General features: G+C 55.5%; 22 protein-coding genes and 2 pseudogenes. 8 read left to right on the forward strand and 16 right to left on the reverse strand.

Annotated elements, in window-relative coordinates; translation table 11 throughout:
* Both HA45_RS13060 and HA45_RS13065 read right to left on the reverse strand, forming a co-directional pair.
* A partial coding sequence (locus tag HA45_RS13060; RefSeq protein ID WP_495524936.1) for a DUF8684 domain-containing protein occupies window positions 1-232 on the reverse strand: 232 nt, incomplete at its 3' end.
* A gap of 254 nt (window positions 233-486) precedes the next feature.
* Window positions 487-1029: a chorismate mutase gene (locus HA45_RS13065; protein WP_100703233.1), complete on the reverse strand. Its 543-nt coding sequence runs from the start codon at window positions 1027-1029 to the stop codon at window positions 487-489.
* A 144-nt stretch (window positions 1030-1173) separates the two neighbouring features.
* Between HA45_RS13065 and HA45_RS13070 the strand changes: the two genes are divergently transcribed.
* From HA45_RS13070 to HA45_RS13085, 4 genes and pseudogenes are all read left to right on the forward strand, one after another.
* A complete protein-coding gene (locus tag HA45_RS13070) occupies window positions 1174-1746 on the forward strand; it encodes a peroxiredoxin (RefSeq protein ID WP_100703232.1) in 573 nt (190 codons plus the stop codon).
* A gap of 15 nt (window positions 1747-1761) precedes the next feature.
* A pseudogene (locus tag HA45_RS13075) lies at window positions 1762-2986 on the forward strand (protein-disulfide reductase DsbD family protein).
* Between the two features lie 17 nt (window positions 2987-3003).
* Window positions 3004-3555: a sigma-70 family RNA polymerase sigma factor gene (locus tag HA45_RS13080; protein ID WP_100703230.1), complete on the forward strand. Its 552-nt coding sequence runs from the start codon at window positions 3004-3006 to the stop codon at window positions 3553-3555.
* Window positions 3548-4177 carry an NrsF family protein gene (locus HA45_RS13085; protein WP_100703229.1) on the forward strand — a complete coding sequence of 210 codons (630 nt, stop codon included), beginning with the start codon at window positions 3548-3550 and terminating at the stop codon, window positions 4175-4177. The genes HA45_RS13080 and HA45_RS13085 overlap by 8 nt, the downstream gene beginning before the upstream one ends.
* 67 nt (window positions 4178-4244) lie before the next feature.
* Here the strand turns inward: HA45_RS13085 and HA45_RS13090 are convergent, their stop codons facing one another.
* Window positions 4245-4640, reverse strand: coding sequence for a winged helix-turn-helix transcriptional regulator (locus tag HA45_RS13090; RefSeq protein ID WP_100703228.1), 396 nt, complete (start codon window positions 4638-4640; stop codon window positions 4245-4247).
* Between the two features lie 99 nt (window positions 4641-4739).
* Between HA45_RS13090 and HA45_RS13095 the strand changes: the two genes are divergently transcribed.
* On the forward strand, window positions 4740-5471 hold the full coding sequence (locus HA45_RS13095) for an SDR family NAD(P)-dependent oxidoreductase (RefSeq protein WP_100703227.1): 732 nt from the start codon (window positions 4740-4742) through the stop codon (window positions 5469-5471).
* Window positions 5472-5596: 125 nt separating this feature from the next.
* On the opposite strand, the gene HA45_RS13100 is transcribed toward HA45_RS13095, so the two are convergent.
* The gene (locus HA45_RS13100; RefSeq protein ID WP_100703226.1) at window positions 5597-6664 is read right to left on the reverse strand and encodes an SDR family oxidoreductase; all 1068 of its coding nucleotides are present in this window, start codon (window positions 6662-6664) and stop codon (window positions 5597-5599) included.
* 100 nt (window positions 6665-6764) lie between these two features.
* Here HA45_RS13100 and HA45_RS13105 point away from each other — a divergent pair, with 100 nt between their 5' ends.
* Entirely contained in the window at window positions 6765-7667 is a 903-nt protein-coding gene (locus HA45_RS13105) for a LysR family transcriptional regulator (protein ID WP_100703225.1), read from the forward strand.
* A gap of 237 nt (window positions 7668-7904) precedes the next feature.
* Here the strand turns inward: HA45_RS13105 and HA45_RS13110 are convergent, their stop codons facing one another.
* From HA45_RS13110 to HA45_RS13140, 7 genes and pseudogenes are all read right to left on the reverse strand, one after another.
* Window positions 7905-8555 carry a methionine ABC transporter permease gene (locus tag HA45_RS13110; RefSeq protein WP_100703224.1) on the reverse strand — a complete coding sequence of 217 codons (651 nt, stop codon included), beginning with the start codon at window positions 8553-8555 and terminating at the stop codon, window positions 7905-7907.
* Complete coding sequence (locus HA45_RS13115; RefSeq protein WP_100703223.1) at window positions 8539-9639, reverse strand: methionine ABC transporter ATP-binding protein; 1101 nt, start codon at window positions 9637-9639, stop codon at window positions 8539-8541. Before HA45_RS13115 ends, HA45_RS13110 begins: the two co-directional genes overlap by 17 nt.
* Window positions 9640-9641: 2 nt before the next feature.
* A pseudogene (locus HA45_RS13120) lies at window positions 9642-10440 on the reverse strand (MetQ/NlpA family ABC transporter substrate-binding protein).
* 20 nt (window positions 10441-10460) lie between these two features.
* A complete protein-coding gene (locus tag HA45_RS13125) occupies window positions 10461-11822 on the reverse strand; it encodes an LLM class flavin-dependent oxidoreductase (protein WP_100703221.1) in 1362 nt (453 codons plus the stop codon).
* Window positions 11819-13021 carry an SfnB family sulfur acquisition oxidoreductase gene (locus HA45_RS13130; RefSeq protein WP_100703220.1) on the reverse strand — a complete coding sequence of 401 codons (1203 nt, stop codon included), beginning with the start codon at window positions 13019-13021 and terminating at the stop codon, window positions 11819-11821. The genes HA45_RS13125 and HA45_RS13130 overlap by 4 nt, the downstream gene beginning before the upstream one ends.
* Before the next feature lie 9 nt (window positions 13022-13030).
* Window positions 13031-14236: an SfnB family sulfur acquisition oxidoreductase gene (locus HA45_RS13135; protein WP_100703219.1), complete on the reverse strand. Its 1206-nt coding sequence runs from the start codon at window positions 14234-14236 to the stop codon at window positions 13031-13033.
* Between the two features lie 329 nt (window positions 14237-14565).
* Window positions 14566-15987, reverse strand: a complete 1422-nt coding sequence (locus tag HA45_RS13140; RefSeq protein ID WP_100703218.1) for a hypothetical protein — start codon at window positions 15985-15987, stop codon at window positions 14566-14568.
* A gap of 227 nt (window positions 15988-16214) precedes the next feature.
* Between HA45_RS13140 and HA45_RS13145 the strand changes: the two genes are divergently transcribed.
* Together HA45_RS13145 and HA45_RS13150 are read left to right on the forward strand one after the other, a co-directional pair.
* Window positions 16215-17609 (forward strand): amidase, encoded by a 1395-nt coding sequence (locus tag HA45_RS13145; protein WP_100703217.1) that lies wholly within the window; start codon window positions 16215-16217, stop codon window positions 17607-17609.
* A 118-nt stretch (window positions 17610-17727) separates the two neighbouring features.
* Entirely contained in the window at window positions 17728-18669 is a 942-nt protein-coding gene (locus HA45_RS13150) for a helix-turn-helix domain-containing protein (RefSeq protein ID WP_100703216.1), read from the forward strand.
* 13 nt (window positions 18670-18682) lie between these two features.
* Here the strand turns inward: HA45_RS13150 and HA45_RS13155 are convergent, their stop codons facing one another.
* From HA45_RS13155 to HA45_RS13175, 5 genes are all read right to left on the reverse strand, one after another.
* Entirely contained in the window at window positions 18683-19273 is a 591-nt protein-coding gene (locus tag HA45_RS13155; RefSeq protein ID WP_100703215.1) for an ANTAR domain-containing response regulator, read from the reverse strand.
* A gap of 134 nt (window positions 19274-19407) precedes the next feature.
* Complete coding sequence (locus HA45_RS13160; RefSeq protein ID WP_100703214.1) at window positions 19408-20112, reverse strand: ABC transporter ATP-binding protein; 705 nt, start codon at window positions 20110-20112, stop codon at window positions 19408-19410.
* Window positions 20105-20836, reverse strand: coding sequence for an ATP-binding cassette domain-containing protein (locus HA45_RS13165; protein ID WP_100703213.1), 732 nt, complete (start codon window positions 20834-20836; stop codon window positions 20105-20107). Before HA45_RS13165 ends, HA45_RS13160 begins: the two co-directional genes overlap by 8 nt.
* Window positions 20833-21864, reverse strand: coding sequence for a branched-chain amino acid ABC transporter permease (locus HA45_RS13170; RefSeq protein WP_100703212.1), 1032 nt, complete (start codon window positions 21862-21864; stop codon window positions 20833-20835). Before HA45_RS13170 ends, HA45_RS13165 begins: the two co-directional genes overlap by 4 nt.
* Complete coding sequence (locus HA45_RS13175) at window positions 21864-22733, reverse strand: branched-chain amino acid ABC transporter permease (RefSeq protein ID WP_100703211.1); 870 nt, start codon at window positions 22731-22733, stop codon at window positions 21864-21866. The genes HA45_RS13170 and HA45_RS13175 overlap by 1 nt, the downstream gene beginning before the upstream one ends.
* Window positions 22734-22736: the final 3 nt, after the last annotated feature.

Below are 22736 nucleotides of genomic sequence, written 5' to 3' on the forward strand. Positions count from 1 at the left end.
TGATTTCCGGCTTGGCCGCTTCAACCGGTGCCGCAGCAACAGGCGCAACCGCCGTCGCCAGGCCAGGCTGCTGCATCATTGGTGCAGCGTAAGCCTGTTGCATCATCGGGTAGCCAACATTAGTCGGTGAACGGCTGATACGAACGGACTCTTCGCCCTCAGAGATTTCCAGCTCGGAGATGCCAGACTCTTCAACCAGTTCGATCAGTTTCTTAATTTTACGAATATCCATGACCCACTTTTCCTACGCGTTATCAACTCGCAGCAGTTATAGCAGAGGGGATTCTTGAGCAGGACATAGGGAGTTCAGTTGGGGTTATAAGGAAAAGGTGGCGGAGTGGATCGTTGGTCATCTGAATTTTATCCCCACCTGAGGATAATGGATGCTTTATCCCCAGAGGGGGATATTGTGGATAATATTGCAGTCATAGAGGTAAACGACATATTAGGGAGGCGTAATCTTATTACGCCTCTTATGAATAATCGCTACTTCTTCAGACTAATTTTCTGCAGGGCTTCCCACAGCCGCGTTTTATCACCCTGTTCCAGATTCGCTTGATCAAGCGCGTGCAGAAAGGCGGCTTTATCGATGAAGGGTTTTCCCTGGGCTAACTGCGCACGGATACCGCTTAGAATACTGGCGCTCAGCACATTAATTTTGCTTCTGACCTGATCCAGCGGCAAAGGCTGCCAACCTTGTTCAGGTGAGGAGAGCCAATCTGCGCGATAGCGATATTGAATCGCTTTGGCTGCATCCATCTGAGCCTGTACGAAGGGTTTCACGGACTCGCCTGCTAAGCCCAGCTTTTCGGCTTGTTGCACAGCACTGGCCAGCACTTTTTCTTCTTGCGGCAGATCTTCAATCGCAAGATGATTGGCGGCTTTGTAACCGGCCACATCCTTCATATAGGACAAACGTTGGTTGATCAGTGTTGCGACATCACTGTTTGTCACCGGCGCTGCCAATGCGGTAACCGAGCAAGATAATCCGATTAACAAAATGATTTTACTGAAATAATTCCGATTCATTTCTCTTTTCCTCTTTTTCCTTGAGTCACATTGCGCCGTTAATTTAACTTTTTTTGCCTGGCACCGAAACCTTTCCGCATCCTCCAGCGAACTGATGTATTGAGACACAAAAACCGGACCTCCCATACATCGCAGGAGCAGATAATGAAATCGTTCAAAACCCTCGTTTGTACTCTGAGCATCACCGCCGCACTGGGCCTCTCTGCCACCGCCTTCACCGCCAACGCCGCATTACCGGTGGGCGCGAAAGCACCTGATTTTGAACTGCAAGCCGCCCTCGCCGGTAAGCCGATGACCTTCTCACTGCAAAAAGCACTGCAGAAAGGGCCTGTCGTACTGTATTTCTTCCCGGCTGCGTTCAGCAAAGGCTGTACCCTGGAAGCCCATGATTTCGCTGAAGCTACCGATAACTTCACCAAAATGCACGCGACGGTGATTGGCGTTACCGCCGGTAATACCGAACAGGTTAGTGATTTCTCTAAACTGGAATGTCGTGACAAATTTGCCGTTGCTGCCGATCCGGGTGCCAAGATCGCTGAGCAGTATCAGACCACCATGCAGATGAAAGGCAAAACCCTCTCCGATCGTACTTCTTATGTGATTGCGCCGAATGGCAACATTCTGCTGAGTTACACTGATAGAAACCCGGATACGCATATTGAGAAAGCGCTCGCCGCCGTGAAACAGTACGACGCCGCACATCCGCAAACTAACTAAGCACAGAGGCCAGCGATGTTAACCGCCATGCTGGCCGCCTTTATTGGCGGCATCATTCTTAACTTAATGCCTTGCGTTTTTCCGGTGATTTCACTGAAAGCGCTCGGCCTGTTGCGCCACACCGACAATGCCGCCCACGCGCGACGTGAAGGTTTGGGATTCTTATTGGGTGTGATCGTCACCATGATGGCGCTGGCGGGCATTCTGCTGGCAGCACGCGCAGGCGGTGCTGCTGTAGGCTGGGGATTCCAGTTGCAATCACCGTTGGTCATCGCCCTGCTGTCGCTGGTTATCCTGGCGGCGGCGCTCAATTTACTCGGCGTATTTGAAGTCGGCCTGTCGGTGCAACGCGTCGGCTCGGTGGAAATCAATCGTGGTGCCTTTTTACGCTCTGCATTAACCGGTGTACTGGCGATTTTAGTGGCAACACCGTGTGCCGCGCCGTTTATGGCGAGTGCAATTGGATATGCGCTGGTGCAACCGCCGGCGGTAGCATTAGTGATCTTCTTTGCTTTGGCACTCGGCTTCGCCGCACCCTTTACGCTGATATCCTTGTTTCCGCGCCTGGCTGGGTTTTTGCCCCGTCCGGGAGCGTGGATGGATGTACTGAAACGCGGTTTGGCTTTCCCGATGTTTGGTGCTTATGCCTGGCTGGTGTGGGTATTGGCGCAGCAGGCAGGAAGTGCGGCGCTGGCCGCGCTATTAGCCGCATCGGTGGTGGTAGCCTTTGCTGGCTGGCTGTACGGGATGGCACAGCATCGTCGTTTTGCGGGTAAAGGACACAAAGTGTTGTTTGCCGTGACGGCAGTGTTAGTGATCGCCGTGCTTGCGCCGTTGCCACAGCTGGTTCAACCGGGTGCAGCGCTGGCGGGCGATCAGGTCGCTCAGCTCAGCAAAGAGAAATGGACGCCGCAAGCGGTTGCCGCTCAGCGCGGGCATGGCAAAGCCATCTTTGTCGATTTCACTGCCTCGTGGTGCATCACCTGCCAGGTGAATGAAAAACCTCACTCTCGACCCAGGCCGTTAAAGAGGCGTTGGCAAAACCGGTACGCTGTATATGGTGGCGGATTCAACCAAGTTTAACCCCGACGTCGATGACGCCATGAGCGAGTTTGGCCAAGGCGGATTGCCGATGTATCTGGTTTACCCCGCCGACGGCGGGCCACCCAAAGTGCTACCGCAGGTGCTGACGCCCAGCATTGTGGTGAATGCACTGCAAGCGGCCAGCAGCAAGGCGTAAACGTATCAAGGCGGATTATGCAATCAGACGATAGCGCGCGTGAAAGTTGGCCCGCGCTAATGCAGCAGGCGCAGGCAGGCGATCAGCTTGCCTATACCCGACTGCTGAAAGCACTGGTGCCGGTGATTCGTGGGCAAATACGCAAACAACTCACCGAAGAAGCATTAGTCGAAGATGTGATTCAGGATGTGCTGCTTACCGTACATCGGGTGCGTCACACCTATGATCCTGCCTATCCGTTTTTGCCGTGGCTGATGGCGATTATTTCGGCCCGTGCCATTGATGCACTGCGTCGACGTGGTCGCTATCAGCAATGGGAAGTCCACGAAGAGACACTCACCCAGTCAGCGGTCGCGCCCGATGTTCACCCGTTGGACAACCAGAATGAACTGGCGGGCTATTTGAACCAACTGCCGTCACGGCAACGCGAGATCGTTGAGCATGTTCATCTGCGTGAGATGAGCCTGACCGAAGCGGCCGCCCATAACAATCTGAGTGTGGCAGCGGTGAAGTCGCTACTGCACCGCGCGCTGAGCAATCTGCGACGCTTTGGAGCACACCATGAGTGATCACGAACTACTGATTGAGAAGCTTGGCCGCGAGATGCGGCCGGTCAAACCACCCCTTTCAACCCACTGGCGCGTGCTGATGTGGTTACTGCTGGCGCTGCCCTGTGGCATCGCGGCCAGTTTGCTGGTGCAGCGTACCCTGACCGACTGGGATCAGCCTGGCGCAACTCGCGCAGCAATACAGTTGATGTTGGCGTTCGTGCTCGGCCTGTTGGCCGTTCGTAGCGCGTTTAATATGAGCATCGCCGGACGCCGCAGCATCAGCTGGAAAGCCCTGTTACCCTTGGGTTTGCTGTGGCTAGGCCTGAGCCTGAGCAGCATTCCGCATGCGGTGACGGAAGCTCATGATAACGATAGCGCTCGCTGTTTTACTTTCCTGCTAGTGGTAAGCACACCGATGATGGTGCTGATGATCGCCAGTCTGCGACGGACTCGCGCCCTGCACCCGATACGCAGCCTTGCGATGGCCGGATTAGGCGTGGCCTGTATGGCCGTCACCCTGCTGGCGTTCTGCCATCCTGTGCATCTGCATCCCATGGATTTTGTCATGCACCTGGCGGGGATTGCCGTGATTGTGGTGATGACAGTCGTGTTAGGCCTGCGCTGGGTGAAGCTAAGTTGATTTCTATGATGATCACAATACACATCATCTGATTGATATTTAGCGTCATTAATTCGACGCTTAATAATCAAACTTCTGTCACCATTTTCTTATCTTCAGTCCGGGCAAGATCATATGCGGCCTGCGCCTGTTCCATCTCAGGACCATACTCCATTGCCCAATGTGCCAGCGCCACAAAGGGCTGCTGCAGCGATTGCGCCAGCGGCGTAATACTGTATTCCACACTTACCGGCGAAGTCGGTAACACTTTACGGTTCACCAGGCCATTGCGCTCCAACCGTTTTAGCGCATCCGCCAGCGCTTTATGAGTGATCCCATCGAGTCTTCGACGTATTTCATTGAACCGGGAAGGCTGGGTGCAAAGTACAGTGAGAATTAATATCGACCATTTGTTGGTGATATTTTCCAGTACAGGTCGAGTTTTACCGATATCAATCAGAGGCTTGTCATTAATTTTCGTCATGGCGATATACCCGTTTATATCTGATATAGAGTAAGTGCGTAATTGATATCAAGTATAGTTTTTATATCATCTGGGTTCCACTCTTATAGGAGCATGCAGATGAGCAGATTAGAAAACAAAGTTGCCTTGGTACTGGGCGGCGCAAAAGGTATCGGTTTGGCGATCAGTCAGCGTTTCGCCAGTGAAGGGGCTATCACCTGGTTTACTTCCCGGCGTGAGGAAGAATTAGCGAATGCCGTGCGGCAGATATCGGGCCGCGCTAAGCCATTGCAGGCTGATGTCAGCCAAACGGCCGAACTGGTCGGTATCATGGACACCTTAAAACAAGCTTCCGAACAGATCGATGTATTGGTCATCAATGCGGGCATGTCGGAGTACGCCAGATTAAACGAGATCACTGAATCTCATTACGAACAGATTTTCGGGCTTAACGTGCGCTCACCGATATTCGCCTTGCAAGCGGCATTGCCCCTGCTCAAACCTGGCGCAAGCGTGGTGTTGATTGGCTCGATTGCGGATGTGATTGGCACGGAAGGTTATGGTGTTTACTCTGCCAGCAAAGCCGCTCTGCGCTCCTTTGCCCGCACCTGGACCCGTGAACTCGCCGCTCGCGGTATTCGCGTCAATGTGGTCGCACCCGGCCCTGTGGATACTGAAATGATGGCAGCAGCTTCAGAGGATGTCAGGAAAGGTTTAACCAGCGCCATCCCACTCGGCAGAATGGCAAAACCAGAAGAAGTCGCGAATGCGGCGTTATTCCTCGCCAGCGATGAGAGCAGCTATATCGCCGGAGCAGAGATCTGTGTTGATGGTGGGTTAACGCAGGTTTAGGACGCTCAAAATCAGCCATCGCAGCACGAGGCAGGAGTTATTGGTTTGCACTCCTGGCTTGCTTTTCCACCCTAATGCTAAAGGAGCATTAGGGTGGTCCCACTTCAGAAATTATTAGCGAGAAATTACTGCGGAATGACTTTTTCGGCTTTCAACTTATCGAACAGCGTGGTGAAGGAATCCAGCGTTGAACGATAGCCGGTAAATCCTGCTTTACGGCTTTTGCTCATATCCGTGAACGCTTCCATTGGACGGCCCAAGTCTGCATCGGTATGCCACCACGAAGCCAGCTTATTGATATCCGCCTCGTGCAACTGGTCACGGGTCGCAATTTCGCGCCAGGCGTCAGCGGCTTCCTGCATGCGTCCTTCTAATGGCATCATTTGCGCCGGGAACGCGGCGGCTTCGATGCCGAAGTAAGCAGCCAGACGCGGCCACAGCCAGTTCCAGCGGAACACATCGCCGTTGACCGCGTTGAAATCCTGATTCGCCGCTTCATCCGCCGTGGCAGCCCACAATAACTGCTCCGCCAGCAAACCAGCTTCGGTTACATCCGCGATACCGTTCCACTGCTCAGGCGAGCCAGGGAAAATAAAAGGCCAGCCCTTTTCACGACACAGTGTGGCATAGACCGCCAGCGTCTGGCCCATATTCATGGCATTACCTACGGCATAACCGATGATGGTGTGCGGACGGTGCACACTCCAGCGATAGCCATACTGCTTGGCACCGGCAAACACCTCATCTTCTTGCGCATAGTAAAAATTATCGACCGGCTGGCGTCCCTGCTCCTCGCGGAATGGCGTCACCGGCACCGCACCTTTGCCATACGCCTCAAATGGACCCAGATAGTGTTTAAGCCCGGTTACCAGCGCCACATGCGCACCGTTCAGGCGCTCACCTAGTGCTTCGATCACATTGCGCACCATGCCGCCATTCACGCGGATATTCTCTTTTTCATTTTCCTGACGCGACCAGACGCTAAAGAACAGTGCATCTGGCTTCTCTTGTGACAATGCGTCACGTACAGCGTCAGCATCAGTGAGATCCGCCGTCAAACTGCGGCACCCTGCTGGCACCGCGCCGCGCCCACGGGAAAGCCCCGTGACCTGCCAACCTTCACGCTGCAATTTCTCCGCCAGTGCCCGTCCGATCACGCCGCTAATACCGACAATCAACGCCTGCTTTTGCATATCAATTCTCCTCGATTTCAGTAATGATTAGCCTAATAGAGAATTCAATTCCTATCTCTGGCATAAATTCACATCATTCCCAACCTGGATTCACGAATACATGCACGACCAGCGCCTGAAAGATATCGTCCCCTTTGTTGCCAGCGTTGAAAGCGGCAGTTTTGCTGCGGCGGCAGAGCGATTGCACCTGACCGGATCGGCAGTGAGCAAGAGTGTGACCCGGCTGGAAACGCGCCTCGGTTCACGTCTGCTGGAGCGAACAACCCGCAGCCTGAAATTAACTGATGCCGGTAACGCTTATTACCAAACCTGTCTGCGCATCATGGAGGAACTGGCCGAAGCCGAAGCGGTGCTGGCGGCACAGCGCAGTATCCCTTCGGGCCGACTGCGTGTGGCGGTGCCCAATACCTATGGCCGACTGGGCGTTATGCCGCTGCTGATTCCATTTTGTCAGCAGCACCCGGATCTGGAATTGAACATTACTTTCTCCGACCGTTTCATCGATCTTTTTGATGAGGGCATTGATGTGGCGGTGCGAATTGGCGGATCGCCGGATGTGCCCGCATCGCTCGGCTGCCGTCATATGGGACGCGAGCGCATGGTATTTTGCGCCGCGCCAGATTATCTGGCGCGCAATGGACGTCCTCGTAATGAAAGCGAACTGCTGCAACATCAGGCCATCATGTATGAACGGGTGGATGGCAGCACTAAACCCTGGTTGTTCACCACCGAGGATGGGCATCCGCATTGGCGCACCATGCCGCACCGGATGGCACTCGGCGACGTGGATGCGCAGGTGCAGGCGGTGTGTGGCGGATTGGGCGTGGCGCAGATGCCATCCTGGCTGGTGCGCGAGCCGCTCAAGCGCGGAGATTTGGAGATCATCTTGCCGGAGCAGCAACCAGATGGATTGGCTTTGACGCTGATCTGGCCGCGCCGCAAGCAGTTGTTGCCGAAAGTCGATGCGCTATTGACCGCGCTGGCAGAATTACAGATTCGCTGATGTGGGCGTCCTGAAGGTCGCCCATACCGCGAGGGTCTGCAAATCATTACTACATGCACGTTTTGCAGCGCGGCCATCGCTAAGTGCCCGTTTCGCATCCGCGCGAGAACCACGGGCAAGTTATGCAGCAGCGACGATGTTGGTCTGTATGATTTGTAGCGTCGCTACCGTTGTGGAAATATTTAGCGCGACGCAATATGCTGTCCCTCGTTCTTAGATGAGCTGAGATTCAACGGCTCAGCGGTGGTTTAACCGCCGCGACAACCGGTCGCCACAGAACTGCAGTACTGTGACCAACGCCACCAGCACCACAATCACCGTCACCATCACCTGCATATCAAAGCGCTGATAACCGTAGCGATAGGCGAGATCGCCCAACCCTCCGGCACCGATGGCGCCCGCCATGGCGGAAGCGTTAATCATCGTCACCAGCGTAATGGTAAACCCACTGACAATGCCGGGACGCGCTTCCGGTAACAGCACATGCCAGACAATGTGCCAGCGGTGAAATCCCATCGCCTGTGCCGCTTCCGTTAACCCTTTATCGACTTCACGCAGGCTCACTTCAGCAATGCGGGCAAAAAACGGCGTGGCCGCCAGCGTCAAGGGCACCACAGCCGCCCACACGCCATAAGTGGTGCCGACAATCCAGCGGGTAAACGGGATCAGCGCCACCATCAGAATCAAAAACGGAATTGAGCGGAACAGGTTTACCACCCAGCCCAGCACACGATTAAGCAAAGGGCTGGGGAACAGATCGCCACGCCCGGTGACCACTAAAATCACCGCCATCGGCAAGCCAATCGCCAGTGCTAATATTGATGAAACACCGACCATCAGCAATGTATCCAGCAGGCCGGTCCATAAACGATCAATAGCCAGTGACATAACCTGAAACCTCCAGTTGATCGGCCAGTTTTGCCAGCAGGTCATGTGCCTGCGATGCATCGTGTTGCGCATCCAGCAACAACAGTAATTGTCCGGTGGGCTTACGCTCCACCCACTCCACCGCACTGTAGATCAGCGTCAGTTCGCCCGGCGCACGCGCACTGATTGCCGCCAGATCCGGCTGCGCACCCTGCCCGCTGTAACGAAGCCGCACTAACAAGCGCGAATCGGTGTGCTGACGCGTGGCGGTGAGCAGGGGCTGCAGCGCCTCCGGCAGCGTACTAAACTGCGGGTTCAGTAGTTGACGCGTGGTCTCCTGTTGCGGATCGCTGTACACCTGCCACACCGGACCGCGCTCAATAATTTCCCCCTGATCGATCACCGCTACCTGATGGCAGAGATCGTGCACCACATCCATTTCATGGGTGATCAGCACAATGGTGATGCGGCGCTGCTGGTTGATTTTCTTCAACAGCGCCAGAATCGAACGGGTGGTTTCTGGATCGAGCGCCGATGTCGCTTCATCACATAGCAACAGCTCTGGATCATGTACCAGCGCGCGGGCAATACCTACCCGCTGCTTTTGCCCACCCGAAAGTTGTGCCGGCCACGCATGCTGGCGCGCTTCCAGCCCCACCAGCGCCAACAGTTCATCCACTTTTTGCCGCCGCTGCTGCGCGGGCACGCCCGCCACTTTCAACGGCAGCTCAATGTTTTCTCTTACCGTTTTAGCCGACAGCAAATTGAAGTGCTGAAAAATCATCCCGGTGCGGCGACGCCACTCCACCAGTTGGCGATCCTTTAAGGTACCGAGATCCACACCATCGATCACCACCTGTCCCTCGGTGGGATTTTCCAGACGATTGAGGCAGCGGATCAGGGTGGATTTACCCGCACCGCTGCGGCCAATAATGCCAAAGATCTCACCGCGCTTAACCTGCAAATCGATGCCCTTCAGCGCCTCCTGCGTCTGTCCGGGATAACGTTTGCTCAGTGCGCGAATCTGTACGTGCACCTTGCCGTGCGTTTCTGCCGTGGGCGTCAGCAGCGCCTCGCGCTCGCCGGGGATCGTCAGGCTTGCCATGGTTACTGACTCCAGCCCGGCTGATACAGCTTGCCGTAGAACGCATCCAATTTGGCACGCACCACCGGCGAATGCTGGTAAATATCGACAAACTTCTTCAGGCGCGGATCGTCCTGATGTCCTTCGCGCACCACAAACTGAATCACATACTCGGGATGTTCGAGGCCATCAAACAGCAGCGCATTGTTCGGATCGATGGTTTTGACAACCGCAGATAGTGCGGATAACCCTGTGCCAAATCGACTTCATCCAGCGAACGCGACAGCTGTACCGCTTCCACTTCGATAATCTTCAAATGTTTGGGGTTGCTGGCGATATCATCCACGGTAGATTTGAGGCCCGCGCCCGGTTTTAAGGTGATTAATTTCGCTTTCTGCAGCAGCAACAAACCGCGAGCACCGTTTATAGGATCGTTAGCGATCGCCACCGTACCGCCATCGGGAATCTGGTCAATGGCAGTGTGCTTTTTCGAATACAACCCAACGTTATTGATGATCGCTGGCGCATACGGCACCAGATGGAAACCGCCCTGCTGATTGGCGTTTTCCAGGAAAGGCTTGTGCTGGAACAGATTGACATCAATGTCACCGTTCTCAACGCTGACATTGGGCGCGGTCCAGTCGGTGAACTCCACCAGCTGCACTTCAAGCCCCTGTTTTTCGCTTCGGCCACGGCGGTTTCCAGCGGTGGTGCGAAGGCAGCAGTGGTGCCGACTTTGAGCGGGCCGCTGTAATCAGCGGCGGCAAAGGCGCTGAAGGTCAAAATGGATGCGCTGAGCGCCAGTACATGTGCAATCTTCATGTCAGATCCCTGAGGTTAAATTATCGAAGGTGATGAGCCGACCGCCAGCGTGCCGCCGGGTGGCGGTCAGGCAAACGGTCCTGCTGTTGAAAGAGTTTTTGTCGCAAGCTGCCGGGCTGATAAGCGGTTTTATAGCGGCCGCGCTGTTGTAATTCCGGCACCACCAGATCGATAAAATCTTGGTAGCTCTGCGGATTAAGAATGCGCGTCAGGTTGAAGCCGTCGATGCCGCCTTCGTCGATCCATTCAATCAACGCGTCTGCCACCTGCGACGGATTGCCAACTATCAGCGGATAACGGCTGCCCATCGCGTGCTGCTCCAGCAGGCGACGTCTTGTCCAGCCACTGAACGCCTTGCTCACCGATTCGATGGCGCGGGTATCGCCGCTTTGAATCGGTTCGTCGAGGCCAAAAGCTGCAAGGTCGAGGCCAATCGAACTGGAGAAGTGTGCAATACCGGCTTCTGGACTGGCGTATTCAAGGTAGCTGCAGTGTTTTTCCTGCGCTTCACGTTCGCCGGGTGCCACAATCACGCTGACCCCCATGAAAATGCGCAAATCGTCAGCCTGGCGCCCGGCCGCGACCGCCGCCTGGCGCAATCGAGTTGACTGCTCACGCATCGCGGCCGGTGAGGCCGCATTAACGAACGAGCATTCGGCATGGCGCGCAGCAAACTGCACGCCTCGGGCCGACGATCCGGCCTGGAATAGCAGTGGCGTGCGTTGCGGTGAAGGGCTACTCAGGTGATAGCCTTGCACCTGATAGAACTCGCCCTGATGGTTAATCGCATGGATCTTGCTGGCATCGGCGTAAATACGCTGGGTTTTATCGGCGCGTAACGCGTCATCCTGCCAACTGCCTTCCCACAGTTGATATGCCACGTCGAGAAACTCATCCGCCTGATCGTAACGACGGTCGTGGGCCAGTAACTGCTGTTGCCCCATGGCGCGCGCGGCGCTGTCGAGATACCCGGTGACAATATTCCAGCCGATACGCCCTTGCGTAAGATGATCGAGGGTGGAAAAGCGACGGGCAAACGGATACGGCGCTTCATAGCTGAGGTTGGCGGTGACGCCGAAACCGAGATGCTGCGTCACACTCGCCATACCGGAAATCAGCATCAGCGGATCGTTCACCGGTAGCTGAATCGACTCACTCGCCGTCAGGCCAATCCCCTGCTGATACACATCGTAAACCCCGAGAATGTCAGCAATAAACAGGCCGTCAAACAGACCGCGTTCCAGCAGACGCGCCAGATCCAGCCAGTAGCTCAGAGAGTTAAAATCCACCGAACGATCCTGCGGGTGTGTCCACATACCGTGATGAATGTGCCCAACGCAATTCATGTTGAAAGCATTGAGTAAAATCTGTTTCTGACTCATATCGTCCCCCGGCGTGGTGGAAGTACATCGTTAAGCAGGAAGTTCCCAATCGCCGGGTATTTCCAGCGCACCGGATCGTGCAACGTGTGGGTGCGCGCATTGCGCCAGTGGCGATCGAAATGATGTTCACGCAGGCTGGCGCGCGATCCGCCCAGCTCGAACAGCAGATTGCTGGCTTCCAGCGACACTTCCGTGGTCCAGGCACGCGCTTTCGCCACTTCGATTGAAGCACGGGCAACGTTTTCCGCGCTCGTTTCACGCTGCGCGATATCTACCGCCTCTCCAGCCACTGCGAGCAACGCATCCCCGGCGCTGAGCCTTGCCGCCAATCGGCCAATGCGATCCAGCGTGAGCGGATCTTCGCTGGCCTTTGTCACGCCGCTGTCAGGCCACGGCCGTGCACGCTCACGCACAAAGTTCAGCAGGTCGTTAAACGCCTCACGCGCGATCCCCTGATCCACTGCGGCATGCATAATCTGCGCAAAGGGGCCAACGGTAGTGGGTCGTTCAAACGCGGTCTGGAAGGGCACCACATCTTCTGCGGCAATCGCCACGTCTCGGAACTGCACGCTGCCGCTGCCGGTGGTGCGCTGTCCAAAACCGCTCCAGTCGTCAATCACCGTCACGCCCGCTTGATGGCGCGGCACAAACACCAACTGTTCCTTGCCGTCATCCGCCAGCGCCAAAGTGGGAATACGGTCGGCGAACAGCGCACCGGTGGCATAAAACTTGTCGCCCGTCAGGCGCAGTCCCTCCAGTTGTTGCGTGATGGCCGTGGACCGCTGATGCGCGGCGGGCGAACTGAACTCTGCTAACGCATTGCCCAGATGCACCCCGGCGAGTACTTCAGCGTACAGTCGCTGCTGCTGCGCCTCGCTCCCATTAATCCGCAGCACTTCCAAGGCATAAAAATGGTTCTGCGGCACCTGACCCACCGATCCGTCAGCGGCACTCAGTATCACAAAAATCTCAGCCAGCTCGGCGGAGGAGATAGCGATCCCGCCATGGGCACGCGGCACCGTAATGCCACCGAGCCCAGACTGGAAATAGAGCTGCAACTCTGCAAACGGCAATTCGCGCGCGTGGTCACGCTGGGCTGAACCACTGCGAAAACGCGTAGCCAGATCCTGGGCAACGTCCAGCGCCTGTGCGGCACTGCTGATACGCAGCGCGGGCTGTTTTGGGGAAACCTGCGTCATGGCGACTCCTTAAATCCAGGCATGACGCGCAGGCAGCACGTCGTTGAGGTAGTAATTGCCGATGGCATGATTTTTCCAGCGAACAGGATCGTGCAGCGTATGGGTGCGGGCGTTGCGCCAGTGGCGATCCAGCCCGTGACGCAGCAGCGTGGCGCGACTGCCGCCCCACTCCAGCAATTTTTCACTGGCGCGCAGCGCAATCTCGGTGGTCAGCACTTTAGCTTCTGCCACCGCAATCGAGGCGCGAGCGCAGTTTTCTGCGGTTAACGATTGAGGATCAATGTTGTCGAGCACGCGAGCGGCGCGTGCCAGCAGCGCATTCGCCGCGCTCAGCTCGGTGCTGATGCGACCGACATCCGCCAAAATATAAGGGTCGTCTGCATTGCGACTGACCCCGGCATCGACCCACGGGCGAGAGCTGCTGCGCACGAAGACCAGCGCTTCATCCAGCGCGCCTTGTGCAATGCCCGCATCAATCGCAGCCTGAATCAGTTGAGACACCGCGCCGCGCAACGTGGGTTTATCGGCTGCGGGTAACGGCATGGTGAGGTCAGCAGGCACGATAACCTGCTGCAATTTCACCGTGCCGCTGGCGGTGGTGCGTTGTCCGATGCCTGACCAGTCATCCACAATTTCCACGCCATCGGCAGGCAAGGGAATAAACGCCATCACTGGCTGTTCAGCGTGAAACGCTGTAGTGGCGAGGATGTCCGCAAACAGCGCGCCGGTGGAGTAGAACTTTTCGCCCGTCAGTTGCAAACCCTGTGACGTTGTCACCAGTTGTGCCTGTACATCCCGCGTGTGTTGGGTGTTTTTTTCCGGCCCGCCATTACCCAGACGTTGACCTTTTACTACTTCGCTCAATAAAAACTGCTGCTGTTCAGCGCTGCCTTCGCCCAAAATAAATTGGATCAACCCAAAATGATTTTGCGGAATTTGTCCCAGCGAAGGATCGCTGGCCGAGATCACACGAAAGACTTCCGCCACAGTCTGGAATGACAATCCGCCACCGCCAAACTCTCGCGGCACACTAATACTGCCGAGCCCCAGCAGGGTGAACTGATTGAGCAGTTCTCGCGGATAAATACGCTGCTGGTCGCGTTCTACCGCGCCCGCTAACGCCTGTTCTGCCAGATGGCGTGCGGCGGCGAGGGCTTCTGCATCCGTGGTTATCACCGCAGCGCGTGGCGTTAATGAATAACTGTTTTGCGTCATGATTGATTTCACTTTTTTATCGCGCAGTGAACAACAGTCCCGCATTTGAGTAAGCACGGGCCGTAGAATAAATAACGAATTGATTGGGATAATAATCAGCGGGAATAAAACAAGTAAATAGCGAGGTTATGCTATATCCGGCAATCAGTTTTCACTAATCAGATATACGATGAAGAAGCCTTGTGAGAATAAGAAAGACGCGGAGAGCGGCAGGCATGCCGCATAAAAATACCGAGGTAATTCTTAATAGCAATTAACACTCATTATAGTTAAAAAACGCATTAACCAATAAATGCCCGGTACCGAATTCACGGTACCAGGCATCGTGTTTAATTTTCGGGGTCAAACAGTGCGCGAGCGTAGTTCTGTGCAGAGACTTTATTCTCGCTGTGCGGGATCTCCACGCTATCGATGAGCTTTGCCTGCTGATAGCTTTTCACCGTCTCATGCTGAGTGAGTTGCTGCGTGGTCTGCGCGGCCAGCTCACCTTTTTTGTTCTGCGAAACCACGGTCTGGCTACGATCTTCATCATCAATCAGATGATAGCGGTAATTTTGAGATGACTTGAGTGCCGTCAGTTTCGCTGCCCCATCAGAATCCAACGCGGTGTGGAAACTGGCTTTAAGTTTAAACAGCGTATCCTGGGTCAAATCCTGGGTATCAGTGTGCTGCTGCGAGCGAGTTTGCTGCGCGACGTCTAACGAGAAAGTGTCCTGTTCCTCCGGTTTATAAGGATTATCAGAACGTGGCGTCTGCTGATAGCTGGCGGAGAAATCGGCCAGGCCGCTAATGGCACCGTTTTTAGCGGCGTTAGCATCAATGGAGATGACTCGCTGCGTGTTCACGCTGTGACTTGCCTGTCCTTGCGTAGTGTTCAGCGCCCGGAAGCTGGCTTTGAATAGGTTCAGCATGTCGCGATCGCCGTGCCCCCGCGCTGCAGCCTGATCAAATTTGGCAGACCACTGATCGAGTGCAGTGGCCTGCTGTTCGGCGCTGCCTGCCTGAGTCAGCTTTGACACATCAGTATCGAGCTTGATACTGACATCCCCGTTGTGAAAACCGAGCCAGCGCTCTTTATCATCCGCGTGAAGGTTGAGGGACTGTGTCACATTGTTGCCATTGCGCAGATCGGTCTTCAAATCGACGCTTTTCAACTGTGCACTATCAAACTTCATCAGGTCGCTGATATCCAGTTGGGTCGTGCCTGCATCCAAACCGTCCAGCGTTTTTTGCAAGCCATCGGAGAGCTGACTGATGGCTGTGGCCTCATCACTGTTGAGTTGACCCCCACTGGTCTTCAGCTCCACCACCAGCCCGCCCTGTTGGCGCGTCATTTGCAGATTCACCTCAATCCCAGATTGGGTGGTTACGGTGAGTGCCACCGCACTTTGGCTGCTGCTGGTGCCGTTGGCTGCAGTCGTTGCAGGCACGCTTAGCGTGACGTTGTCACCACCTTGCATTAGGCCCTTAAGCAAACTGCTGCCGACACCGCTCATGCCAACGCCGCCCGATTGTGCCGCTGCGTTGAGTTGAGCCTGTAAATTGCGGCTGATCGTGCCGCTGCTCTGAACCTGTGCTGGCACAATTTTATAGATGGCCGCAATGGCCTCGCTTGCTTCACTGAAGGTCACTTTAGTGGACGCTTCAGCCTGTAAGTGACTTTGTGCAGCCTTGCTGTTTATGGTGGTATTTACGCTTGAACCCGCAGAAATCAGGTTACGTAACACACTGTTGCCAATCCCATTTAGCATCAAAATAATCCTTCTTGTGAACTATTCCTGAAGGTTATCGGCATTATGTCGCCATGCTTTAATGCTGCCCCTCCGGTTAAAGCCTGCGCCTGAATAGGCCAATGACATTTCTGGCACAGTATCTGTCTGCTTAAACACAGCCGAGGTGGCGCGTCTGATTTAGGTTGGTGATCAACAGATTGTCTGCTCATTCAGCAGCACTCATTTCCCCCCGGAGGAAGGTCGCGATGAACAACCTGCATTATAAGAGCTTGCTGGAAATTGGACGCCTGATTCAGTCTGGCGAGATGACCTCAGTGGCGGTCACCGAAGCGATGTTGACGCGCATCGACAAGCTCGACAGCGACCTGCACAGTTTTTTCTATGTGATGCGTGACAGCGCATTAAAACAAGCGGCAGAGGCGGATCAGGAGATTGCAGCAGGCAAATTGCGTGGTCCACTGCACGGGGTGCCGATTGCGTTAAAAGATCTGATCTGGACCAAAGACGCCCCCACCAGTCACGGCATGATTATCCATAAAGATCGCTATCCCGATGAAGACTCAACGGTGGTTGAGCGTTTCCGTGCGGCCGGTGCGGTGATCCTCGGTAAACTCACGCAAACTGAAAGTGCCTTTGCCGATCACCATCCTGAAATCGCTCGCCCAAATAATCCCTGGGGCAGCGCACTGTGGACCGGTGTCTCCTCCAGCGGTTCTGGCGTGGCGACTGCTGCGGGGCTGTGCTTTGGATCGATCGGCACTGATACCGGCGGTTCGATTCGTTTCCCGTCCAACGCCAATGGCCTTACCGGCATTAAACCGACCTGGGGACGCGTCACGCGTCACGGTGCCTGTGAACTGGCCGCATCCCTCGACCATATTGGACCGATGGCCCGTTCCGCCGCCGATGCCGCGGCCATGCTGCAAGCGATAGCCGGACGCGATGATAAAGATCCGACCTCCAGCAGCGAACCGGTGCCGGACTATCTGGCATTGATGACGCGCGGCATCAGCAAAATGCGCATCGGTGTAGATAAAAGCTGGGCACTGGAAAAAGTCGATGCTGAAACACGCGCTGCGCTGCAGTCTGCCCTCTCGACGTTAACCACTTTGGGGGCGACGCTGGTTGACATCACCGTACCCGATACCGAAAAAGCCGCAGCAGAATGGAGCGCGCTCTGTGCAGTGGAAACCGCTTTGGCGCACGAGGAAACCTACCCTGCACAGAAAGATCAATACGGTCCGGGATTGGCGGGTTTGCTGGATTTAGGACATCAGGTCACTGCATTGGAATATCAGCGCCTGCTACTGAGCCGAGCGGCTCTGAAAGGCGATATCGCCGCGTTATTTAGCCATGTTGACCTGATCCTCGCTCCCGCTACCGCCTACGCCGGATTAACCTGGGATACCATGACCCGTTTTGGTACCGATCAGGCACTGTTTAACGGCGTGTTGCGCTATACCAGTGCATTTGACGCCAGCGGACACCCTACTATCACCCTGCCATGTGGCATGACCGCTGCCGGGGCGCCCATTGGATTCCAGTTAGTGGCCGCGCATTTCGATGAGACCGCCATGATTCAGGGTGCATGGGCTTATCAGCAGGTGACTGATTGGCATAAAAAACATCCTGCTCTGTAACTCTCCCCCTCGCCAGCCGCGTGGGATCACCCGCGCGGCTTTTTTACGCCGTTATGGCCTGAAACTTGCTTAATTTGTTGTGATTTCGCCCTTTTTCGCCAGGTTAGGGGACGTTGCTATGAGAGAAACTTTCACCACGGATCACCTCGATAATCGTCATCGTTTTGATGCCTGGCGCGATGCAGTCTGTTCGCGCCTGATCAAAGCGGAAGCCCGCCAGGTCAATTCCGGCGCTTTTTCCGGCAGCTTCAGCTATTCGATGCTCGGCCATGTGGACATCGCCCATCATGTGTCTCACACCGCGCTAATGTGGCAACGCACACCAGAGTGCATTCGCCGTCATCCCAATCACGACTTCTATCTCGGCTATGTGCGGTCTGGCATTGGCACGCTGCGCCAGAACGACAACCAGTCTCGTGTGAGTGCCGGCGATGTGGTGATTTACGATGCCGCAACGCCGTTCGATTTTGCCATGGACAATGTGGCGATCAATATTGTTCATCTGCCCCGTCAGATGATCGAAAAAGAGGCCCCGGCGATCGCCCGACTGGCGGGTAAAACGCTGGATCTGAGCCGTCCCGGCATGACCTCACTGAAGCAGCTATTACAGGAAGCATTTAGCTTCAACGCCGAGTGTGAGAACGGTTATCTCGCCGAACAGTTCGCTAATACGCTAATTAATATGATTTCAGTAAGCGTTAATTTGCAAAAAGGTGAGGATGCGCTGAAGCCGGATTTATACTCACGCGTGGTGAGCTATCTGCGGCAGAACCTGCAGGAAGCGGATTTATCGATGGCGCAGATTGCCAATGCGCACCATGTTTCCCCGCGCACCATTAGCCGGGTATTTGCTGCGCACGGCACTACGCCGATGAATTTTGTCTGGCATGAACGTTTGCTGGCCTGTCGCAAAGCGCTCGCAGAGGGTAAAGCGCGCAATATTACCCAGGTCGCGCTCGATCATGGTTTTAGTGATATGTCGCACTTCAGCCTGGCGTTCCGCAAAGCCTTTGGATATACCCCCAGCAGCTTGCTGCGCCAAACCGAAGATTCACGCTAGTCTTCAGGCCGCCCTACAATTTCTGCAGCTGGTTAATCACCCGCTCAGCCGTAAACTCCAGGCTGCTGCGGGTATTCATCGCCTCGGTGCGCATAAAACGATACGCGCCCGACTCATCCAGGCCAAAGGTCTGCATCAGCACCCCTTTCGCCTGCGCCAGTTGTTCATTTTTCGCTTTGCGCTGCTGACGCGCCTGCAGTTCAGCACGCAAACGCGTACGCTGCTGCGCGGACTGCCACGTGCCGATAATCTGCACAATCAAGGCAAACGGGTTGAGTTCGCGTTCGGCAATCGCCGTGGGTTGCAGCTTCAATAACAGCGGGAACAACCGTGCATCATGGCAGTTCGCCAGTGCAATCATTGGCGTATCAGAGTCTTGCAGGCGGCTAAACAGGCGCGACAGCAGCGCCTCATGATGATTTTCAATCGCCACCAGCAGCAGTTGGGTATCTGATGGCAATTCTGCCACCGGCGGCCAACTGTGCTGCGCATGGCAACCGAGTTGCGTCAGCGAAGCGCAAAACGCCCGCACGCTCTGGGAATCAGGATGGAAAATATGCAGCCGAACGCCCGCAAGCGTGTTTAGCAGTGATGGCTCGTTCATGTTTTACCTGTATGCATCCTGAAGAGGGAAGCATCACGTTAGATGAGTCGGGCAATCTACGCTGTGTTGTTGCTGCCGGGTGCTGTGTCAGGCGAGACAAGGCGTTTGCCCTGTCCCGCGACCGCTGCTTTGAATTAAGCGTGGAACCCTAAAAACTGCTCCGCTACGCTGGCACTGGGCTGCGTGCGCGGATCGATGCGCTGCACAATCTGCCCCTTTTCAATTACGTGAATCTGATCGGAAAGCGCATACAGAAACTCAATATCCTGCTCCACCAGGATGATGGAGATATCCATTTCGTGGCGCAGTCGTTGCAGCGTCTCAATGATCTCCTCGCAAATATTGGGCTGAATGCCTTCAGTCGGCTCATCCAGCAACACCAACTGCGGCTGCCCGCATAAACAGCGCGCCAGTGCCAGCAACTGCTGTTCACCCCCAGAAAGCGAACCCCCGGGTTGTGCCAGCAAGCGTTTCAGACGCGGGAAAATCTCCAGCATCTGCTCAATGATCTGCCCGGCCTTAGAGAAGTGTTTCACGCAGCCCATGCGCAGATTCTCCTCGACCGTCAGTAAGGGGAAAATCTGCCGTCCCTGCGGTACAAAACCAATCCCAGCTGCTGCCCGCTGGTGAGCCTGATAGCGCGTAATATCAATGCCGTTTAGTGCAATGGTACCTTGCCACGCCGGCAGTTCTCCCATGATGGTACGCAGCAACGTGGTTTTGCCCATGCCGTTACGGCCCAGCACGCCCGTAAACGATTTCGCCCCAACGAACAGTTCAGACAGGTTCAACACCGGGACTTTGTTGTAGCCTGAGACCATCTCTTTTATTTCAAGCATGTTTAATCTCCAGATTGCCGAGATACGCCTCTTTCACCAACGGATTCTGCGTCACCTCACGGAAGCTGCCTTCCGCCAGCACCGCACCCTGATTAAACACCGTGACCTGCTGCGCGATCATGCTGATGAATTCCATGTCATGTTCCACCACCACCACCGTGCTTTGCTGGTTGATGGCTTTAATCAACTGCGCTGTTTTACGCACTTCCTGATGGGTCATCCCCGCAGCAGGTTCGTCCAGCAGTACCAATTGAGGGCGTGAAATCAGAATCATTCCCAGTTCAACCCACTGACGCTGCCCATGTGCCAGTTCGGAGAGCACGGCATCCTGATGGTCCGCCAGCCCAATATTTTGCAGCACCTGATCAATAGCGGTGGGCAGTGTGGCTTTTGCCAGCTTGTTCGCCGCCGCCTGCCAGAGATTTTCACGGACGCTCAAGCCTTCAAACACGCTCGGCACCTGGGTTTTGATACCAATACCCAGCCGCGCGATATCCCAGGGTCGTTTACCGGAAATCACCTGATTACGGTAGCGGCACTCCCCGCGCGTGGGTGAGACCTGGCCACTGAGCATTTTAAAAAAGGTACTTTTGCCCGCGCCGTTGGGGCCGATCAAACAGCGCAACTCGCCTTCATGCAGGGTAAAATCCACTTCTTTCACCGCATGCACTCCGCCAAAGCTGACGCCCATTTTGCGCGTTTCCAATAGGATGGTGGCTGTCATTGCTTCACCTCACTCACCTGTGCACGACGCGTTGCAGCCGTTGACGGACGCTTACGCCGCCACAGACGCTGCAATGTTGGCAGAATGCCGCCGGGGATCAGCAGCACAAACACCGCCAGAATCACACCGAGCACCAAATTAACGTCAACGGTTTGCTGCGCGCCCAGCCGGGTCACCATCCATTGCAACAGCACACAGCTGATCACCGGCCCGACCAACGTGCCGCGCCCGCCAACGATGACCCAGATAATAATCTGTGCCGACTGGCTGATACTGAATACGCCGGGGCTGACAAAGGCTCCCCAGTTGACGTAAAGGCAACCGGCCAATCCGGCAATCGCCGCGCCTATCGCAAAGGTCGCCAGCTTATGCGCCGGCACGTTATAGCCCAGCAGGCCTGCACGCTGTTCGTTTTCCCGAATCGCCACCACCGTTTTGCCAAAGCGGCTGAGCAGCACGAACTTCAGCAGGGCATAGCACAGGGCTAGCGCGCCTGCGGTCACGATAAAGATCGCTTCCGGAGACAGAATGGCATCGGGTTGGAACGGCATATTCAGCGTCGGCACCGACGGTATGCCATTGAACCCGCCCAGCAGCGCCTGGCCGATGTGGTATTCACTGCCCGAGGTGGAATTGACCCAGTTAAACAGCACCAAACTGACCGCTAAAGTGATCGCGCCGAGATAGACATCGCTGACGCCGCCGTAAAAGATGACGTAGCCGAGTAACAGCGAGAACAGCGTCGGCAGAATAATCGCCATCACCAGCGCCCAGGTTGAATCGCCCCAGTTGATGGCACAGATCGCATAGGTGTAGGCACCCAAACCGAAAAACGCCGCCTGACCAAAACACAGAATGCCGCCGTAGCCCCAGATGAACGCCAGACTGAGTGACAGCAATCCCATCACCAGAAACACAGTGATGGAGAGCAAGGTATAGAGTTCGATAGCGCCAGAGAGCCAGCACGCTAGCAAAATCATCACCAGCGCACTGAGCACAATGCGCACCTTTTCCGAGAACAGTTTCATTACAACGATCTCCTGAAGAAGCGCCCGGTAATGCCCTGCGGCAGCAGACGCAGCAGCACAATCGCACTGAGCAGCAGCGCGACGGCGCCAAACACTGGCGTGGAGAGATAGGTGACCAGCTGTGAGATAGTGCCAAACAGCGCAGAAGATGAGAGCGTCCCCGCGATGATCGCGCTGCCACCGCCAATCACCGTGATAAACGCTTTGGCGATAAAGCTCACACCAATCGTCGGGATCACCCCGGTGATCGGGGCCAGCAACGCACCGCCCAGCCCAGAAAGCGCCGCGCCCAGGCCAAACGTCAGGCTGTAGATCTTTCCGGGATTGCTCCCCAGTGCCGCCGCCATGCGCGCATTTTGCATGGTCGCTCGGGCACACAATCCTAGCGTGGTGAAACGCAGCAGCAGCCACAGTGCCGTGACCAGGCACATTGCGAACACGATCAAAAATAATGAGTAGCCGCTGGTGCTGTAGCTGCCGACATTGACGCTGGGCAGCGGTGAACTGATGCCCAGCGTGGTGTTGCCAAACAGCATGGTGGCCGCACCAATCAACGCCAGACTCAATCCCCAGGTCGCCAGCATGGTGTCGATCATCCGGCCGTAAAGATGGCGAATGATCACGCGTTCAATCACCATGCCAAATACGCCGACGCACAGCGGTGCCACCACCAGCATCGAAATCCAGATGGGCACGCCAAAGTGATTGGTGGCCATGATCGCGCTATAGCCGCCCAGCATCATAAACTCGCCGTGCGCCATATTGACGATCTTCATCATGCCGAACACCACCGCGAGGCCCAGGCTCATGATCACCAGCACCGCAATGGCATTGAGCACTTCAATACCGTAGATTATCGACAGATCCATGCA

The sequence above is a fragment of the Pantoea rodasii genome, assembly GCF_002095465.1.
In the GTDB taxonomy this organism is placed as follows: Bacteria; Pseudomonadota; Gammaproteobacteria; order Enterobacterales; family Enterobacteriaceae; genus Pantoea; species Pantoea rodasii.

Coding starts and splice junctions, on each gene's coding strand:
- HA45_RS13065 (WP_100703233.1), bottom strand. CDS start 1,029: ATGAATCGGAATTATTTCAGTAAAATCATTTTGTTAATCGGATTATCT.
- HA45_RS13070 (WP_100703232.1), top strand. CDS start 1,174: ATGAAATCGTTCAAAACCCTCGTTTGTACTCTGAGCATCACCGCCGCA.
- HA45_RS13080 (WP_100703230.1), top strand. CDS start 3,004: ATGCAATCAGACGATAGCGCGCGTGAAAGTTGGCCCGCGCTAATGCAG.
- HA45_RS13085 (WP_100703229.1), top strand. CDS start 3,548: ATGAGTGATCACGAACTACTGATTGAGAAGCTTGGCCGCGAGATGCGG.
- HA45_RS13090 (WP_100703228.1), bottom strand. CDS start 4,640: ATGACGAAAATTAATGACAAGCCTCTGATTGATATCGGTAAAACTCGA.
- HA45_RS13095 (WP_100703227.1), top strand. CDS start 4,740: ATGAGCAGATTAGAAAACAAAGTTGCCTTGGTACTGGGCGGCGCAAAA.
- HA45_RS13100 (WP_100703226.1), bottom strand. CDS start 6,664: ATGCAAAAGCAGGCGTTGATTGTCGGTATTAGCGGCGTGATCGGACGG.
- HA45_RS13105 (WP_100703225.1), top strand. CDS start 6,765: ATGCACGACCAGCGCCTGAAAGATATCGTCCCCTTTGTTGCCAGCGTT.
- HA45_RS13110 (WP_100703224.1), bottom strand. CDS start 8,555: ATGTCACTGGCTATTGATCGTTTATGGACCGGCCTGCTGGATACATTG.
- HA45_RS13115 (WP_100703223.1), bottom strand. CDS start 9,639: ATGGCAAGCCTGACGATCCCCGGCGAGCGCGAGGCGCTGCTGACGCCC.
- HA45_RS13125 (WP_100703221.1), bottom strand. CDS start 11,822: ATGAGTCAGAAACAGATTTTACTCAATGCTTTCAACATGAATTGCGTT.
- HA45_RS13130 (WP_100703220.1), bottom strand. CDS start 13,021: ATGACGCAGGTTTCCCCAAAACAGCCCGCGCTGCGTATCAGCAGTGCC.
- HA45_RS13135 (WP_100703219.1), bottom strand. CDS start 14,236: ATGACGCAAAACAGTTATTCATTAACGCCACGCGCTGCGGTGATAACC.
- HA45_RS13140 (WP_100703218.1), bottom strand. CDS start 15,987: ATGCTAAATGGGATTGGCAACAGTGTGTTACGTAACCTGATTTCTGCG.
- HA45_RS13145 (WP_100703217.1), top strand. CDS start 16,215: ATGAACAACCTGCATTATAAGAGCTTGCTGGAAATTGGACGCCTGATT.
- HA45_RS13150 (WP_100703216.1), top strand. CDS start 17,728: ATGAGAGAAACTTTCACCACGGATCACCTCGATAATCGTCATCGTTTT.
- HA45_RS13155 (WP_100703215.1), bottom strand. CDS start 19,273: ATGAACGAGCCATCACTGCTAAACACGCTTGCGGGCGTTCGGCTGCAT.
- HA45_RS13160 (WP_100703214.1), bottom strand. CDS start 20,112: ATGCTTGAAATAAAAGAGATGGTCTCAGGCTACAACAAAGTCCCGGTG.
- HA45_RS13165 (WP_100703213.1), bottom strand. CDS start 20,836: ATGACAGCCACCATCCTATTGGAAACGCGCAAAATGGGCGTCAGCTTT.
- HA45_RS13170 (WP_100703212.1), bottom strand. CDS start 21,864: ATGAAACTGTTCTCGGAAAAGGTGCGCATTGTGCTCAGTGCGCTGGTG.
- HA45_RS13175 (WP_100703211.1), bottom strand. CDS start 22,733: ATGGATCTGTCGATAATCTACGGTATTGAAGTGCTCAATGCCATTGCG.